This window comes from Ralstonia sp. Ralssp135 (genome assembly GCF_047304345.1).
Lineage (GTDB): Bacteria > Pseudomonadota > Gammaproteobacteria > Burkholderiales > Burkholderiaceae > Ralstonia > Ralstonia chuxiongensis.
The window spans coordinates 22620-37623 of record NZ_JBGLYZ010000029.1; the positions used below are offsets into that span (position 1 = coordinate 22620).

General features: G+C 63.8%; 18 protein-coding genes. 15 read left to right on the forward strand and 3 right to left on the reverse strand.

Annotated features, from left to right (window positions below):
• Nucleotides 1-25: 25 nt before the first annotated feature.
• The 4 genes from fliH (at nt 26) to ACCD03_RS18490 (ending at nt 4387) form a co-directional block, all read left to right on the forward strand.
• A complete protein-coding gene (gene fliH, locus ACCD03_RS18475; protein WP_316676568.1) occupies nt 26-763 on the forward strand; it encodes a flagellar assembly protein FliH in 738 nt (245 codons plus the stop codon).
• On the forward strand, nt 753-2201 hold the full coding sequence (fliI, locus tag ACCD03_RS18480) for a flagellar protein export ATPase FliI (protein ID WP_325651253.1): 1449 nt from the start codon (nt 753-755) through the stop codon (nt 2199-2201). The genes fliH and fliI overlap by 11 nt, the downstream gene beginning before the upstream one ends.
• A gap of 108 nt (nt 2202-2309) precedes the next feature.
• Nucleotides 2310-2774, forward strand: coding sequence for a flagellar export protein FliJ (fliJ, locus tag ACCD03_RS18485; protein ID WP_316676574.1), 465 nt, complete (start codon nt 2310-2312; stop codon nt 2772-2774).
• A gap of 38 nt (nt 2775-2812) precedes the next feature.
• Nucleotides 2813-4387 (forward strand): flagellar hook-length control protein FliK, encoded by a 1575-nt coding sequence (locus ACCD03_RS18490; protein WP_413412491.1) that lies wholly within the window; start codon nt 2813-2815, stop codon nt 4385-4387.
• Nucleotides 4388-4762: 375 nt separating this feature from the next.
• Here the strand turns inward: ACCD03_RS18490 and ACCD03_RS18495 are convergent, their stop codons facing one another.
• Nucleotides 4763-5740, reverse strand: a complete 978-nt coding sequence (locus ACCD03_RS18495) for a DedA family protein/thiosulfate sulfurtransferase GlpE (RefSeq protein WP_316676604.1) — start codon at nt 5738-5740, stop codon at nt 4763-4765.
• A 160-nt stretch (nt 5741-5900) separates the two neighbouring features.
• Between ACCD03_RS18495 and ACCD03_RS18500 the strand changes: the two genes are divergently transcribed.
• The gene (locus tag ACCD03_RS18500) at nt 5901-6449 is read left to right on the forward strand and encodes an N-acetyltransferase family protein (RefSeq protein WP_413412492.1); all 549 of its coding nucleotides are present in this window, start codon (nt 5901-5903) and stop codon (nt 6447-6449) included.
• A gap of 128 nt (nt 6450-6577) precedes the next feature.
• Here the strand turns inward: ACCD03_RS18500 and ACCD03_RS18505 are convergent, their stop codons facing one another.
• On the reverse strand, nt 6578-6718 hold the full coding sequence (locus tag ACCD03_RS18505) for a hypothetical protein (protein WP_413412493.1): 141 nt from the start codon (nt 6716-6718) through the stop codon (nt 6578-6580).
• On the opposite strand from ACCD03_RS18505, the gene ACCD03_RS18510 reads away from it, so the two are divergent.
• Entirely contained in the window at nt 6717-6974 is a 258-nt protein-coding gene (locus ACCD03_RS18510; RefSeq protein ID WP_413412494.1) for a hypothetical protein, read from the forward strand. The two genes, ACCD03_RS18505 and ACCD03_RS18510, sit on opposite strands and share 2 nt — an antisense overlap.
• Before the next feature lie 87 nt (nt 6975-7061).
• On the opposite strand, the gene ACCD03_RS18515 is transcribed toward ACCD03_RS18510, so the two are convergent.
• Entirely contained in the window at nt 7062-7847 is a 786-nt protein-coding gene (locus ACCD03_RS18515; RefSeq protein WP_413412495.1) for a helix-turn-helix transcriptional regulator, read from the reverse strand.
• 176 nt (nt 7848-8023) lie between these two features.
• Here ACCD03_RS18515 and ACCD03_RS18520 point away from each other — a divergent pair, with 176 nt between their 5' ends.
• From ACCD03_RS18520 to ACCD03_RS18560, 9 genes are all read left to right on the forward strand, one after another.
• On the forward strand, nt 8024-8311 hold the full coding sequence (locus ACCD03_RS18520) for a hypothetical protein (RefSeq protein ID WP_325651242.1): 288 nt from the start codon (nt 8024-8026) through the stop codon (nt 8309-8311).
• A gap of 106 nt (nt 8312-8417) precedes the next feature.
• A complete protein-coding gene (locus ACCD03_RS18525; protein ID WP_325651240.1) occupies nt 8418-8855 on the forward strand; it encodes a hypothetical protein in 438 nt (145 codons plus the stop codon).
• A gap of 344 nt (nt 8856-9199) precedes the next feature.
• Nucleotides 9200-10036, forward strand: coding sequence for a hypothetical protein (locus ACCD03_RS18530; RefSeq protein ID WP_413412496.1), 837 nt, complete (start codon nt 9200-9202; stop codon nt 10034-10036).
• A gap of 98 nt (nt 10037-10134) precedes the next feature.
• Nucleotides 10135-11667 (forward strand): phage tail protein, encoded by a 1533-nt coding sequence (locus tag ACCD03_RS18535; protein WP_325651237.1) that lies wholly within the window; start codon nt 10135-10137, stop codon nt 11665-11667.
• A gap of 69 nt (nt 11668-11736) precedes the next feature.
• On the forward strand, nt 11737-12168 hold the full coding sequence (locus tag ACCD03_RS18540) for a hypothetical protein (RefSeq protein WP_325651235.1): 432 nt from the start codon (nt 11737-11739) through the stop codon (nt 12166-12168).
• Nucleotides 12168-12527, forward strand: a complete 360-nt coding sequence (locus tag ACCD03_RS18545) for a hypothetical protein (protein ID WP_260773614.1) — start codon at nt 12168-12170, stop codon at nt 12525-12527. The genes ACCD03_RS18540 and ACCD03_RS18545 overlap by 1 nt, the downstream gene beginning before the upstream one ends.
• Before the next feature lie 32 nt (nt 12528-12559).
• A complete protein-coding gene (locus ACCD03_RS18550) occupies nt 12560-12694 on the forward strand; it encodes a hypothetical protein (RefSeq protein WP_260773752.1) in 135 nt (44 codons plus the stop codon).
• Nucleotides 12691-13095 (forward strand): hypothetical protein, encoded by a 405-nt coding sequence (locus tag ACCD03_RS18555; RefSeq protein ID WP_413412497.1) that lies wholly within the window; start codon nt 12691-12693, stop codon nt 13093-13095. Before ACCD03_RS18550 ends, ACCD03_RS18555 begins: the two co-directional genes overlap by 4 nt.
• 34 nt (nt 13096-13129) lie before the next feature.
• Nucleotides 13130-14998, forward strand: coding sequence for a hypothetical protein (locus ACCD03_RS18560; RefSeq protein ID WP_413412498.1), 1869 nt, complete (start codon nt 13130-13132; stop codon nt 14996-14998).
• Nucleotides 14999-15004 lie beyond the last annotated feature (6 nt).

The following is a 15004-nucleotide window of genomic DNA, read 5'->3' on the forward strand; positions in this document are numbered from 1 at the left end:
TGCCATGTTGTGACGGAGCGCTGAGATGCCACGTCCGCCGATCATCCCGCGCGATACGCTGGTCAACTGCCAGCCGTGGGAGCCGACCGACTTCGAGCGCCAGGCCGCACAGGCCGCCGCTGCAGCCGCGCCGCCCCCGCCGCCGCCCGAGCCTGAAGAGCCGCCGATTTCCGAAGAGGAATGGCAGGCCGCGCTGGACGCGGAGCTTGCCACCGCCCGCGACGAAGGCCGCCGCGATGGTTTTGCGCAAGGCTTTCAGGATGGCTTTGAACAAGGCCGCCGCCAGGGTGAGGAAGACTCAAAGCACATCGCCACGCTGATGCAATCCGTGCGCGATGCGATCGACCAACTGAACGGCAGCGTTGCCGAAGAGTTGGTTGATCTGGCGCTGCAACTGGCGCAGCAGTTTCTGCGCGGCGCGCTGCATGCGCAGCCCGAGCGCATCCTGCCGCTGATTCGCGAAGTGCTGGGCGACGCGCCCACCGCACCGGCGCCCGCCATGTTGCGCGTGCATGCCGATGATGCAGAGTTGATCCGTCAGACGCTGGGCACCGAGCTGGCCGCCGCCGGCTGGACGCTCATCGTCGATGCCGCCATCGAGCGCGGTGGCTGTCGCGTGCAGACCCGCTTTGGTGAAACCGATGCCACGCTGCAAACCCGCTGGGCCGAACTGACCCGCGCGCTGGGCCGCGATACCGCATGGCTTGCCAGCGAGCGCTCGGAAGCCGAACGCGTGGCAGGAGGGGCACTCCATGTCGCTTGAGACCATGCAGCCGGCAGCGCAGAGCGCCGTCAACAATCCCAACGTGCGCATGTGGCAAACCCACTTGCAGCAGACCGCGCAGCGTGCGCGTCTGGCGCGCCCGGTGGTGACGTGCGGCAAGCTCACGCGTGTGGCCGGCCTGGTCATGGAAGCCGTTGGCCTGAAGCTGCCGGTAGGCAGCGCCTGCCGCGTGGAACTGCCGCACGGTCGGCACGTGCTAGCCGAAGTAGTTGGCTTTGCCGAAGAGCGCGCCTTCCTGATGCCGCAAACGGATCTGGTGGGCGTGGTGCCCGGTGCGCGCGTGTTCCCGCTGGAGCCGCAACGCCTGCCGGTGACGAGCGAAGACGGCGCCAACCCAACGATTTCACACAGCAAATACCTGCCCGTGGGGCCGCGCCTGCTGGGCCGTGTGGTGGACGCCAACGGCGAGCCGCTCGACGGCAAGGGGCCGCTGGGTGCGCATGAAGACCTGGCCTGGGGCACATTGAACCCGGCACCGCTGAACCCGCTCAAGCGCAAGCCGATCGAGCACGTGCTCGACGTGGGCGTGCGCGCCATCAACGGTCTGCTGACCGTTGGTCAGGGCCAGCGTCTGGGTCTGTTCGCCGGCTCCGGCGTGGGCAAGAGCGTGTTGCTGGGCATGATGGCCCGCTATACCGAAGCCGACGTGGTGGTGGTGGGGCTGATCGGCGAGCGCGGCCGCGAAGTGAAGGAATTCATCGACGAGATCCTTGGGGACGAAGGCATGGCACGCTCGGCCGTGGTGGCCGCACCGGCCGACACCTCGCCACTGATGCGTCTGCAGGGCGCCGCTTACGCCCACACGATTGCCGAGTACTTCCGCGACCGCGGCTGCAACGTGCTGCTGATCGTCGATTCGCTTACGCGCTATGCGATGGCGCAGCGCGAGATCGCCCTGGCCATCGGCGAGCCGCCGGCCACCAAGGGCTACCCGCCCTCGGCGTTTGCCAAGCTGCCCGCGCTGGTCGAGCGTGCCGGCAACGGCATGGTGGATGCCAATGGGCGCGGCGGCTCCATCACCGCGTTTTACACCGTGCTGGCCGAAGGCGATGACCAGCAGGATCCGATTGCCGATGCGGCGCGCGCCATTCTGGACGGTCACTTCGTGCTTTCGCGCAAGCTGGCCGAGCAGGGCCACTACCCGGCCATCGATATCGAACAGTCGATCAGCCGCGTGATGTCGGCCATCGTGCCGCGCGAGCAGCTCGATACGGCCCGCCGCTTCAAGCAGCTCTATGCCCGCTACCAGCGCAACCGTGACTTGATTGCCGTGGGAGCTTACGCACGTGGCAGCGACCCGGTGACCGACCAGGCCATCGCGCGCTACCCCGACATGGAAGCGTTCCTGCAGCAGGGCATGTTCGAGAACGAAAGCCGCGAGCACACGCTGGAGAAGATGCAGGGAGTGTTGGCATGAAACGCCCGCTTGACACTGTGAAACCGCAAGCGTTGCGCAAGCCGGAGGCTAAAGCCGCCGGGTTTGCGTCCGATGGGTTGATGTAACGGGAAGCTGGAGGGTCTACCGATGACCGCCATGAACAAGCCGTTCCGCCTCGAAACCGTGCTGGAACTGGCGCAGAAGGACACAGAGAAAGCCACGCAGGAAGTCGGCCGCCTGATGAACACGCGCGAGGCCGCCACGCAAAAGCTGGCGCTGTTGTCTGACTACCGCAACAACTATCACCAGCAGATGCTGAGCACCGCCGAAGGCGGCATGGACATCACGCGCCTGCGCAACTACGCGGCCTTTATCGACCGCCTGGGCAATGCCGTGCACCAGCAGAAGGGCACCATCAACGCGCTGGAGCAGCAGCTCGCGATGAGCCGCGCCAACTGGCTGGAAAAGCAGCGCCGCGAGCAGTCGTTCGACATCCTGCGCCAGCGCCATATTGAAGAGCAGCGCCTGGACGAAGAACGCCGTGCCCAGCGCGACAACGACGAACACGCCGCCAAGGTGATCCGCATGCGTGCGGCACAGGGCGGCAATTGAAGACCAACGCGAACACGCAGTCGCAAGATGGAGTCAACGTGGGTTTGAGTGCCACCCCCAACACCGCTGCCAAGGACCTGGGCGCCATGCTGTCGGCCGGCAATGCTGCCGCCGCCGACAAGACACAGGCCTCCTCGTCGGGCACCGATACGTTCGGCAACCTGTTGTCGGACCGCCTGGCTCAGGACGCCGCGCGCCGTCGCGCCGATGCACAATCCGCCGCCGACGATGCCAGCCGCCGTGCCGATATCGCCCGCAAGGATGTCGCACGCACCGGCGCCGCGCGCAACGATCAGGATGCGAAACCGGCCGATGCCAACACCCCGGCGCAAGCTGTTACCACGCCGGCCAGCGGCACCGTCGATACGGCCAACGCCAAGCCGGCGCAGCCTGCCAACGCCAAGGATCTCGATACCGCTGCGCAGCAGGCCGTGGTCGATCCGGCTGCACAACTGGCGGCGCAGATCGAGGCCGCCCGCCAGGCTGCGCAGCAGGCCGCAGCCGCGCAACAGCCGCTTGCCCAGCCCGCAGCCCAATCGAATACCAACGCCGATGCCGACGCGACGACGCCGGCTGCTGGCAAATCGTCCTCAACTGACGCCGCGGCACTGGCCGCCGCAACTGCGGCTGCCAACGGGACGCAGGACGCCGCAGACCCGGCCACGACGGCACAGGTCGGCCAAGCTGGTTTGCCCGCCGCCAAGGACGCCAAAGCCAACGCCGCAAACACGCCGACGCCACCTGCCACTGCACTGCCCGACAGCGGCACGCTGGCTCAGACCATGGCCCGCACGCGCGCCGTTGCCGACAACACGCCGGCCGCCGTGCGCCAACTCGGCAGCACGTCGCCTGCAAAAGGCGCAGATACCGACCGCGGCCTGCCGCGTCGCAGCGATCTGAGTGCACACAACGCCACCGCGCAAACGCCCGCCGCCGTGACCGATGCCACCAGCCACGCCAGCAATGGCGGTAACACTGGCAATTCGGATAACGCCGGCACGCAAGCCAATGCGCAGGGCAACGGTATGCAGTTTCAAGGCGTGCTGTCGCGCGCCAATGGCGACGCGAGTATGGCCGCACCGACCTTTGCGGTGGGCGGCGCCAACGCAGGCGCTGCGGCAGGGGCAGCGATCACGCCGCAGCAAGTCCACACGCTGCCCACCTTTGGCGATGCTGCATGGCCGCAGAGCATGGCCAGTCAGCTCGCCTTTATGCAAGTGCATCGCCAATCATCAGCCGAGCTGCAGTTGAATCCGGCCGAGCTGGGCGGCATGCACGTCAAGCTGGAAGTCGACAACGGCGCTGTCAACGCGAGCTTTGTCTGCCAGCACCAAGCCGTGGCCGAACTCGTGCAGGACGCCATGCCGCGCCTGCGCGACGCCATGCAGCAAGGCGGGATGCAGCTTGCGCAAACGTCCGTCAGCACGGGCGACTTCAGCCAGCAGCAGAGCGCATCGCAAGGCTCGTCGGCGCAAAACCAGGGCGGCGGTCCGGGCAACGGTGGCAGCGGCAGCCGGTATGGCAACGGCGGCTCGCAAGACCGCACCGATACGCTGACGGTGACGCCGCGCCGTGTGTCCAGCCACGAAGGTGCGATCGATACATTCGCCTGACGATGACCGGCGGCGCCTAAAGTTTGAGGCCGGCCGGCCGTTAGTACGCAGGAATGCCATGCATAAATGGCCAGCCGCAAGGCAACGAAAGAAGGACGGGAAATAACCACGCGAGCACGCCGCGCACAGGTTTGGCGCGGCAGCGTTGCAAATGAATAACAAGGGGGTCAAGTCCGACTGGCGAAGAAGGGATCAAACGGGGATCATTTCGCCACATCCGTCCTCGGACGGATGCACACGGACCGATGCGGGGTGTCCGAGCCGGGGGGCTGGCGCACCGCATGTTTGCCGTACTTACGGGAGAGCGCACCGCGAGGTGCGCTTTTTGTTTTTGTGCGCCAGCGCCGTTCTAGAGCCGAGCGCATGGCGGATGCCTCAGGCGCCTGCCTCGGCCGTTGCCAGTGTGGCGGGCGTGACCGACACCACGTGCTCCACGCCGTAGCCGCGTGCCACCCACGCATCGATACCGCCATGCAGCGGACGCACGCGCTTGAAGCCGCGTCCCATCAGCGTGCGCGCCACCATCACGGCAGACGCCTCGTTGGGGCAGGCGCAGTAGATGATGATCTCGCGGTCGGGGCCATCGATCTCGATCGCGCGGTGGCTGGCGGACATGTCGTACAGCATCGCCCCCGGAATGCGTTGCGGCTGCAGCATGCGCGAGCTGTCGGCGCGCACGTCGATGATGACAGGAGCCGCGCCCGATTCGATCAATGCATGCAGCTCATCGGGCGAGATGCGCGCCATCTCCAGCATCTTGCGAAAGCGCCAGCGCTGCAGCCAGCGCGCAGCCACATACACCGCTGCAAGCAACGCGATCAGCAGTACGGCTCGCGTGCCGAGTTGGTCGAGCTGGTGCAGCGCCTGGTCGATGCTGTCATGCGCCACGCGGCCCAGCATCAGCCAGAGGGTTGCCCAAACTGCCGAGCCCACCAGGTTGTACAGCGCAAACGTGCTGAACGGCGTGCGCATCGTGCCCAGCAGCGCAGACGATATCGTCGACAAACCCGGAACGAATTTCGCAATGAGCAGCATCGGCGCGCCCCAGCGCTCGAACTGCGTGCGCGTGCGTCGCACGCACGAATCGGGCGATAGCGAGACGCGGCACAGGAGTGCCATGACGTGCCGGCCATAGCGCTTGCCTGCGAAGTACCACAGGCCGTCGCCCAGGAGTGCACCGGACACGGCGGCAGGCGCCAGCTCCATCAGGTGGAGCGGTCCATGGAACGTAAGCGCACCGGCCACCAGCAGCGTCGGCACGGCAGGCAGCGGCGCACCGGCTTGCGTCAGCAGCACATTCAGGAATACGGCAAACGCGCCGTATTCGGCGATCAGGGGAAACAGGTCATGCATGGCAGGAAGGGCGCGGCGGGCGGGGGCGAAAGCGTCTGCCAAGTTACCGCATTCCGGCGCCGCCCGATAGCCATGTCACCGGAATGCGCTCGACGATATGCGGTTCGTGTGGAATTGGCGTGACAATGAACGCTTCATACCGCTCCTGAAACCTGCCGCCATGTCTTCTGCAATGCCCATCGACGTTGCCGCTTCCGTGCACGAATCGGGTGCCATCGCTATTCGTCCGGCTACCGTGGCGGATTTGCCGACCATCGTCGGCATCTACGCACACCACGTGCAGACCGGTACCGCCAGCTTTGAGATCGACGCTCCTGATCTGGCCGAGATGACGCGCCGCTTTCACGCACTGCAGGATGCCGGCATGCCATACGTTGTGGCTGAAGCCGACGGCGTGCTGCTCGGCTATGCGTACGCCGGCCCGCATCGCGCCCGGCCCGCGTATCGCCACACGGTGGAAGACTCCATCTATCTCGACACCGCAGCGCAAGGGCGGGGCGTTGGGACGTTGCTGCTGGAGGCGCTCATCCGCGAATGCCAAGCGCGCGGCTTCAAGCAGATGGTGGCGGTGGTGGGCGGCGGCCGCGAAAATCCGGGGTCAGCCAAGTTGCACGCGCGCTGCGGGTTTCGGGAAGTGGGCGTGTTGGAGGCGGTGGGCTACAAGTTTGGGCGCTGGCTGGATTGTTTGCTGATGCAGCGGGCCTTGTGAGGTGAGTGAGGCGGCGCCGCATCGCATGGCCGGCAGGCCCCATGCCTTGCGGGTCGCTTCAAGAATACGGTTCAGTGTTTCAGTTTCAGTCATTCAGTTCGCGTTAAGTTGGTTTGAGCGCGGCACGTTTAGTAAGTGGTACGCACGAGCACGGCCAGATACATCGCGCCGCCGGCAAATAGCCCCATCCCGATGACGAGCAGCCAGTCGACGAAGGCCGCGTTGCCGCTGGTTGCAGGCCTTGGACCGGCGTTCGGTTCGTGCTTCATGAAGGTCTCCGTGTCAGAGCAGGTGCCCGAGCTCGCGCAACGCCGCGCAAAACAGCGCCACCATGATCACCAGATCGACCTGCCGGCCCCGCGGCCAGACGCGACGCCGGAGGTGGCGGTTCACGCTACCGGGAGCCATGCCCTATTTTTGTTCGAGGCAGTGCTGACCATCTTTCCTTCTCCCTGCGACATTGTTTTGAGCGCATCGCATGTCAGTATTTTAGATGTTTCTAATTTTATGTCAAGAAACGTCTAAGCATTACTGTTTAGAATGTTGCGCTTTGGCACGAAAAAACCCGCCGAAGCGGGTTTGTGTGTTGAGAAGTCGATGCTCTGTGCGCGCTCAGAAATCGCCCATGCCTGACCGGTACTTGACCCGGCCGACAATGTCGATGTGTTCGAGCTGCTCGGGTGCCACGATGAACGGATCGTGCTTCTCCTTGTTGTCGCTGACCACCCGGATCGAGCCGTCGGGTAGGCGGAACAACCGCTTCACCAGCATCTCGCCGCAATACACCAGCGCGAACACGCCGCCGCCCGTGGGGATGCGCCGATCAGCCTTGTCGACCACCACCGTGTCGTCATCAAAAAGACGCGGCTCCATGCTGTCGCCACGCACCTTCACCGCCACCAGGTGTTTGGGACTGGCGTCCAGCCGGCGGACGTAATCGGCCTGGAACGGCAGGGGTTCTTTCTCTTCAACGTGCCACGTTTCGCGCCCGTTGCCGGCTGAAAGCGCCACGTCGACATGCGTAATCAGGATCGTCGTCTCGGCCGGCAGTTCGTCCAGGCTGTTGTACGTGGTGATGGGGCGTGCGGGAAAGCCTTTGCTGTGCGCCGAAGCGCCGGCGCTCGTGCGCACCACGTCGCCGGCGCTGCCGCCGGCAGCTTGAGCGACGGCATCGGAGAAGGGCGTGTCCATCACACGGTCGGCAAACCCCAGCTTCTTCTCAAGACGGCGCGCGGCAATGTCACCGATGCTGCGACCATCCTGGTAGGTGCGCGAGAGAAACTGTGCCACCTGCGAACGCGAATACCCGTACAGACGCTCGAACGCCGAGCGGTCTCCGTTGACGAGGGTCTGGATCCAGTAGGTCAGCCACTGGCGGCGGTTGTCGTAGATGTCCATGGGTCGCATTAGAGCAAGAAATTTCTAATTTGTGTATTAGAAGTGTCTTGACGCAACAGTTTAGAACAATCTAAACTTCTCTGCATCGACCGGCTTCCCGCTCGCTGGAGGCACCGCAGCCGATCCGAATCTTGTTCAATCCGCGCGCCACCCCGCGCCGACTGGAGGCTTTTTCCATGACTGTCACCCAAACTTCGATGGATGTTTTTCGACGTGGCCGCACCACGTCCACGGCCAAGCTGCAGTGCGACCGCATTGCCGATTACGTGGCACGCAGCGGCACCGCCACGATTGCCGAAATCGCGCAGGCGCTGCGCATTGAAAAGTCGAGCGTCTCTGCGCGCCGCAGCGAATTGATCGCCGCTAAGCGGCTGGAGCTGGATGAGGAGCGCAAGTGCGGCGTCACAGGCCGCTGGGTGCAATCGGTGCGCGCGGTGCCCGCGCAGGTGCGCGTCTTTCAATAGGCGCTGGCGCCGTCGCGCTTTCGCGCTGTCTTGAGTGATCAAGACAGGCGAGTGACGCAACTCGATATCGGCATCAACAAGCAACGAACATACGAGGACAAGGGACATGGGTATTGAGGACCGTCTGGAGAACTGGAGTCGCGTGGTGCGCGACCCAAGCTGGCAACCGCAGTACTGTGCATCGTGGGCACGCCTGGCCGTCGCCATGCGCGATGCGGAAAGCGGCGCGCCGCAGGCCATTGTCAGCATCGATGTGAACGACGGCTGGCTGGTGGAGCACGCCTGGCAGAAAATTGCTGACCCTGTAGCAAAGCGCTTGCTGCAGTATCACTACGTGCATCGCATGCCGGCAGAGATGGTGTGCCGCATTCTCGTGCGCAAGTACGGCGCGTCGCCGCATACGCTTAAGCACTGGAAGGTGCGGCTTGCGAAGGCGCAGTCGATCATGTCGCACGTCATCGATTCGGAGGTCGCTCGCGCGCAGATGGCGAAGGCCGTGCATGCTGCAGCCAAGGCCGCAGCGGCGGCTCCGATGGCCGCCTGAAAATTTTTTGTTTTTTTCTTCAGCCCCCTTGCACGGTTTATATCCCCTTCGTATTCTGTTTCCCAGATGTTCGATTGCCCTCGCGGCGTAACCGGTTCAGACCGAGACATGCACCCCACTGGGGTGCATTGACTTACCCAGACGAAGCGCAGACGTAGCGAAGAAAAGCCCGCCACCCAGCGGGCTTTTTTGTTTCTCCGCTTTGCTCACTGATGCACTTGCACGCAACACCTGCCTCGACGTCACTGCACCGTGACCGATCCGATCGGGGCCGTTTCAAACCTGGATGCAACTCACTCGATCGATCACGCATTCCTGCGCGCATCGATGAAGGCGCTTGTCTTATGGCAGATCTCTCCGATGTTTCCAATGCACTCGTCACGCTCGTCACCGGCGTGGTTTATCCGAACGGAATCAGCCAGCCGTCGATCACGGGCAATCCGGTGGTGGTCTACAGCGGCTGGCCCAACATGACGCAACTGAAGACCGACCTGCAGGCCAACAAGGCGCACGTCTCGGTCTTTCCGATCACGAGCCATCAACGGCATGCGAACACCGCGTTCTCCGACTGGACCGTGGCCACACCGCCGGCCAACACGCTGGCCTTGAGCGTAACCGCACAAACCGTCATGGTGAACGGCACCGTCAGCGCGCCGCAGAACGTTGTGCTGCTCGTGGATGGCCGGGCGTATGCCTACGCCGCGCAGGCCAGCGATACGCCGGCCAGCATCGCGGCGGCGCTCGCTGCGCTGGTGGCGGTCGATCAACCGGCAACGGCTGCTGGCACGTCGATCACCATTCCGAACGCGACGTATATCTCGCCGCGCGTGGGTGGCATCGGGACCGTGCAGCGCGAGACGCGCAGGCAAGAGCGCACGTTCCTGATCTCGACGTGGGCGAATGGCGGCGCGCCGCGCGACGTCATTGCCGGCAAGGTCGATTCGGTGCTCTCGGGCATCGTGCGCTTGACGTTGCCCGACCAGGGCGCCGCGCTGCGCTACAAGCGCGGCCATCAGCATGACGATCTGACCAATGGCATCTACCGGCGTGACCTGCGGTACGCCGTGGAGTACGCAACCATCGTGACCGACGCGGCCTACCAGATTGCGACGGGGGTGGAGAACGTGACGGCCGGTGCCTCGATGGACGCACAGTTTCCTGTTCGGACCATCGTGCAGTAATCGAAGTCAACCAACCGCGCCGCCCCTAATCATTCGGGCGGTTTCTTATTGCCGGCCGCCTTTGTGCGGCCATTTTGTTTTCTCACTTGGAGGCACGCATGCCGATCGTCCAGCAGGGCAGCATCAATACCACTGCACTCATCGTTCCGGACCTGTACGTCCAGATTGTTCCGCCGCAGGTCACCCTGCTCAACGGCGTTCCCACCAACGTGCTCGGCGTGGTCGGCACGGCCACCTGGGGCCCCGTCAACTCGCCGACACTGATCGGCAACATGGCCATGTATGCGCAGACGTTCGGCGCGATCCAGAACCGCACCTACGACATGGGCACTGCCGTGGCTGTGGCAGTGCAACAGGGCGCCAACAACTTCCGCTGCGTGCGCGTGACCGACGGCACCGACACCGCTGCCACGGTGGTCGCCCAGACCAACGGCGTGACGTTCACCGCCAAGTACACGGGCTCGCTGGGCAACACCGTCACGGTGGCGCTGTCGGCAGGCTCGGCAGCCAACACGTGGAAAGTGACCGTAGCCGCGCCCACGCTGGCGCCGGAAGTGTTCGACAACATCGGTGCAGGCCAGACCGGCAATGCGCTGTGGGTGGCGATCGCCAACGCCATCAACAACGGCGTCAGCGTGATGCGCGGCGCTTCGCAAATCATCACTGCCACCGCAGGCGCGAGCACGACCGCACCGACGGCCGCCACGCTGCAACTGGCGGGCGGTACCGATGGCGCGGCCACCATCACCGGCTCTGTCCTGCTCGGCCAGGACACCGTGCCGCGCAAAGGCATGTACGCGCTGCGCAACCAAGGCGTGTCGATCGCCATGCTGGCCGACTGCACCGATGCGACGACCTGGCCGACGCAGGTGGCGTTTGGTCTGTCCGAGGGCATTTACATGATCGGTACGGGCCCGAGCGGCGACACCATCGCCAACGCCGTGACTGCCAAGAGCACCGCCGGCATTGATTCGTACGCCTTCAAGCTGCTGTTTGGCGATTGGGTTTACTGGCTCGATACCGTCAACGGTGTGACGCGCCTGGTGTCGCCGCAAGGGTTTGTCGCAGGCCTGCTGGCGAACCTGTCCCCGCAGAACAGCAGCCTGAACAAGCAGATCTACGGCGTGGTGGGCACGCAGAAGACGTTCGCGAACCAGAGCTACAGCTCGGCCGAGTTGCAGGCACTGATCCAGGCGGGCATCGATGTGGTGACGAATCCGGTGCCGGGCGGCGCGTACTTCGGTTGCCGCGCCGGGCACAACACCAGCTCGAACGCACTCACACAGGGCGACAACTACACGCGCATGACCAACTACATCGCCAGCACGATCAACGCCGGCATGGGCAAGTACGTGGGCCAGTTGCAGTCGGCCACGGTGCGCGCGCAGGCAGCGGCCACGCTGTCGAACTTCCTCAGCTCGATGGAGCAGCAAGGGATGATCGGCGCGGTCAATGGCGGCCCGGCGTTCTCGGTGCAGATCGATGCGAACAACAACCCCATGAACCGCGTGGCGCTGGGCTACATGCAGGCCGACGTGAAGGTGGTCTACCTGTCGGTCATCGAGAAGTTCCTGGTGAACGTGGAAGGCTCGCAAGCCACGGTGATCCGCACTTCGACCGCGAATCAGTAATCCACCTGACACCTGTCAATCAACCTTCTGACCTCGCATAACACGAGGCATTTTCTTTTGGAGAACGTTATGCCGATTCAAGGCTACTCCGTCGGCCGCGACTACACTCTGGTCATCCAGACCGCAAGCGGCGCGCTGCAACCGAACAAGATCACGGCTTTCAAGAGCAAGCAGGACGTGACCGACGTGCGTGTCAAGCGCCTGGACGGTATTACCGACCACGTGCGCTTCTTCGACGGCTGGTCAGGGTCGTTCGATGTGGAGCGCCAGGACGCCACGCTCGACAACTACTTCGCGCAACTCGAAGCGGGCTACTACGCAGGCGTGAACGAAGCTCCCGCGCAGATCTACGAAACGATTCAGGAAGCCAATGGCTCGGTCTCGCAGTTCCGCTATGACGGCGTCCTCATGACGCTGGCCGATGCCGGCACCCGCGCGGGCGATGCCACTATCAAGCAATCCGTCAACTTCGTGGCCTCGCGCCGCATCAAGGTGTCCTGATGACCAACGTGACCATCACTCCGTCTGAACAGATCATCAAGGCCGCTGCGAAAGAAGCGGTGGTCGACGATGCACTGGGCCGCAAGATCACGCTGCGCAAGCCCAGCCCGCTGGCCAATCTGGACTTTGCCAAGGCCGCGGGCGGCAGCGAGCTGAACATGCTCTACCTGGCCGAGGTCGCGCACCTGAAGTTCGTCAGCGCGATCGATGGTGATCCGGTGCCGACGCCTGCCTCGGAAGCCCAGTTGCGTGCGCTGTATCAACGCCTGGGCGAAGAAGGCAACGAAGCCGCGCAGCGCGGTGTGGCGGCCAGCTTCCTCAACGTTGCCACGTCGGAGTCCGAGCTAAAAAACTCCTGACGAACGGCCCGTTTCACGAGGCGATGTGGCTCGTGCATAACGGTGTTCCGTTCGACGTGGCGTTTTCACTGGACGACACCATGCGGCAGGCGATGGCCATCAAATGCAGCGAGTTCCATGGCGCGGAGTTCGACCTGAGGACGATGTCTTTCAAGGAGCGCGAATGAACCTCTCGTCGACTGAGATGGCGCGTCGCCTGACCGATTTGGAGGCGCGGGTGCCGGAGGCGTTGTCGCAGGGGCTGGCTGCAGCCGTTGCGGCAATGGAGGCGGCGGCCCGCGCCAAGGCTGTGGAGAGTGCGGCGGCCGCTGGCATGACCGAGGCGGCGCGCGTGAATGCGCTGCGTGACTCCATCGGCAGCGAAGTCAAAGGGTTGGAGGCGGCCATCGGCTCCAACGCAAACCAGGCTGTCGTTCTGGAGCTAGGCAGTGCGCAGACGCCACCGCACCCCTTCCTGGGTGTGGTGGCGAACGAGCACGCCGACGCGGTGCAAAAGAGCGTGGGCGATGCGGTGACGGCGGCGCTGGAGGGCCGCCCGATCGATCCCACCGCAAACGCGCACACGTGAGATCGGTGGCCTCAACAGACGAACAAGGATTCCTATGAGCCTCGATGCTTACAAGATTGGGATACAGATTGCGCTGGTGGATAACGTTTCGCGTGGGTTGCTGGCGATCGCCGCGCAGTTCGAATCCGTCAACAAGAGCGCGGAGAAGCTGGAGACCCGGCTGGAGAAGGTCAAGAAGCTGACCGAGTTCGGCACCGGCTTGTTCAAGGCGGGCAACGAAGCTGTTCACATGTGGGACAAGCAGGTGGACGCCGCATCGAAGTGCCACGCTGCGCTCGAGCGTATCAGCCGCTTTGACCCTGGCGCCGCAACGGCGAACGAGAAGTTCCTCAGAGGGCTGGACATCAAGGGCATGTCGCTCACCGATGTTGGGCAGCTGTTTGGCGGGGCGCAGACCATTCTGCAGAATTCGACCCAGGCGCAGGATGTGACGAAACTGCTGGCCCAGGCTAGGACGGCCTTTGGCGCGGCAACCGGCGTGAAGGACGGCACGCAACTGGACAGCATGGCGCTCTCTGCGCTCAAGGTTGCACAGATGCGCGACGGCGTGATCGGCGGAGACGGCAAGATCGATACGAAGAAGGTGGAAGAGACCTTCAACATGCTCGTCAATACGGCGATGGCCAGTGGCGGCGGTGTGCTACCGAAGGACTACCTTGAGGCGATGCAGGGAGGCAAGGTGTCCGGCGCACTGAAGCCGTCTGAGGCTGCGGCCTTCGGGCTGAAGCAGTTCATGCAGGCCAATGGCGGCTCGAAGGCGGGCATTGACGCCGTGTCTGCGCTCCAGGGCTGGGCGGTAGGGAGTATGCCGGCCACGGTCGCGCATGAGCTTGAGCGTGTCAAGCTGCTGGACTCGAGGGGCGTGCATCGCGACAAGGCTGGGCGCATCACCAGTGTGGATGCGACCGGTATGACGGACGCGCCAGCCTTCATCGAGAATCCGCTTCAGTACGTGACGAGTGTGATCGTGCCGGCGCTGCAGAAAAGCGGATTTAGCGGAGATGCTCTCAACACCAAGTTGGGCAGCCTGCTCGGCATGAAGGACGAGAAGAACATCCTGGAGCAGCTTCAGCGTGACAAGGAGCGAGCCGGGCTGTATCTCGAGAATGCCCGGAAAGGACCTGGCGCGGTCAAGCTTTACGAGAAGGAAAACGAAGGGTTCGAAGGGAAACTCAAGGACTACGAAGCCAAGAAGACGAACCTCAATATCGCGCTTGGCGAACATGTCCTGCCGTTGGCGATCGCGGGGTTGGAGAAGTTCAATGGCTTGATTGGCAACATTACGCACCTTGCACAGGAGTTTCCGGGAGTGACAACGGCCGTCATGGTGTTTGTCACGGCGTTGAAGTTCATCAAATCGGCCGCTTCAAGTTTGCCGACATTGGGTGGCGAGGCGGGAGGTGGTTTCCTTGGCTCGTCCTTCACAAGGGCGGCTGCAGGATTGCTGACAGGTCCTGTTGCGCGCGTCGTCGGAGCCGGTATGGTCGGCTGGGGAATCGGTACCGCGCTCCGCGGCCCCGCGGACTCGGCAATTCGCTCGATGACAGGCGGCAAGAAGTCCCAGCTTTGGGACTTCATCACTGGAGTGGATAGAACGAAGCTGGTCGCCACAGGCGGTTACACGCAAGCCGAGTTGGATTCGGTGAAGAGCGGTGGAGGCGTGAAGCTAACTGCAGGAGCGCGGGAGCGCCTGGATTCAGGTGAGTTGGGACGTGCCTGGTTCAGACGCTCTATTGCGGGGCCACAACAACCCGAGCAGCGCTCCGACATCAAGCTGGTTCTGAGGGACGGTCGGCTGCTGGCTGACGTTGTGTTTGACCACCTCCAGTCAAATCTGGCGCGCCCGCAGATTGGCGCAAGCGATTTCAACTCTCGCATGAACCTCATGCCCTCTGGACTCTGATCGAAC

What these genes read in the sequence shown, in the direction of transcription:
- fliH (WP_316676568.1), top strand. Translation starts at nt 26, where the DNA reads ATGCCACGTCCGCCGATCATCCCGCGCGATACGCTGGTCAACTGCCAG.
- fliI (WP_325651253.1), top strand. Translation starts at nt 753, where the DNA reads ATGTCGCTTGAGACCATGCAGCCGGCAGCGCAGAGCGCCGTCAACAAT.
- fliJ (WP_316676574.1), top strand. Translation starts at nt 2,310, where the DNA reads ATGACCGCCATGAACAAGCCGTTCCGCCTCGAAACCGTGCTGGAACTG.
- ACCD03_RS18495 (WP_316676604.1), bottom strand. Translation starts at nt 5,740, where the DNA reads ATGCATGACCTGTTTCCCCTGATCGCCGAATACGGCGCGTTTGCCGTA.
- ACCD03_RS18500 (WP_413412492.1), top strand. Translation starts at nt 5,901, where the DNA reads ATGTCTTCTGCAATGCCCATCGACGTTGCCGCTTCCGTGCACGAATCG.
- ACCD03_RS18510 (WP_413412494.1), top strand. Translation starts at nt 6,717, where the DNA reads ATGAAGGTCTCCGTGTCAGAGCAGGTGCCCGAGCTCGCGCAACGCCGC.
- ACCD03_RS18505 (WP_413412493.1), bottom strand. Translation starts at nt 6,718, where the DNA reads ATGAAGCACGAACCGAACGCCGGTCCAAGGCCTGCAACCAGCGGCAAC.
- ACCD03_RS18515 (WP_413412495.1), bottom strand. Translation starts at nt 7,847, where the DNA reads ATGGACATCTACGACAACCGCCGCCAGTGGCTGACCTACTGGATCCAG.
- ACCD03_RS18520 (WP_325651242.1), top strand. Translation starts at nt 8,024, where the DNA reads ATGACTGTCACCCAAACTTCGATGGATGTTTTTCGACGTGGCCGCACC.
- ACCD03_RS18525 (WP_325651240.1), top strand. Translation starts at nt 8,418, where the DNA reads ATGGGTATTGAGGACCGTCTGGAGAACTGGAGTCGCGTGGTGCGCGAC.
- ACCD03_RS18530 (WP_413412496.1), top strand. Translation starts at nt 9,200, where the DNA reads ATGGCAGATCTCTCCGATGTTTCCAATGCACTCGTCACGCTCGTCACC.
- ACCD03_RS18535 (WP_325651237.1), top strand. Translation starts at nt 10,135, where the DNA reads ATGCCGATCGTCCAGCAGGGCAGCATCAATACCACTGCACTCATCGTT.
- ACCD03_RS18540 (WP_325651235.1), top strand. Translation starts at nt 11,737, where the DNA reads ATGCCGATTCAAGGCTACTCCGTCGGCCGCGACTACACTCTGGTCATC.
- ACCD03_RS18545 (WP_260773614.1), top strand. Translation starts at nt 12,168, where the DNA reads ATGACCAACGTGACCATCACTCCGTCTGAACAGATCATCAAGGCCGCT.
- ACCD03_RS18555 (WP_413412497.1), top strand. Translation starts at nt 12,691, where the DNA reads ATGAACCTCTCGTCGACTGAGATGGCGCGTCGCCTGACCGATTTGGAG.
- ACCD03_RS18560 (WP_413412498.1), top strand. Translation starts at nt 13,130, where the DNA reads ATGAGCCTCGATGCTTACAAGATTGGGATACAGATTGCGCTGGTGGAT.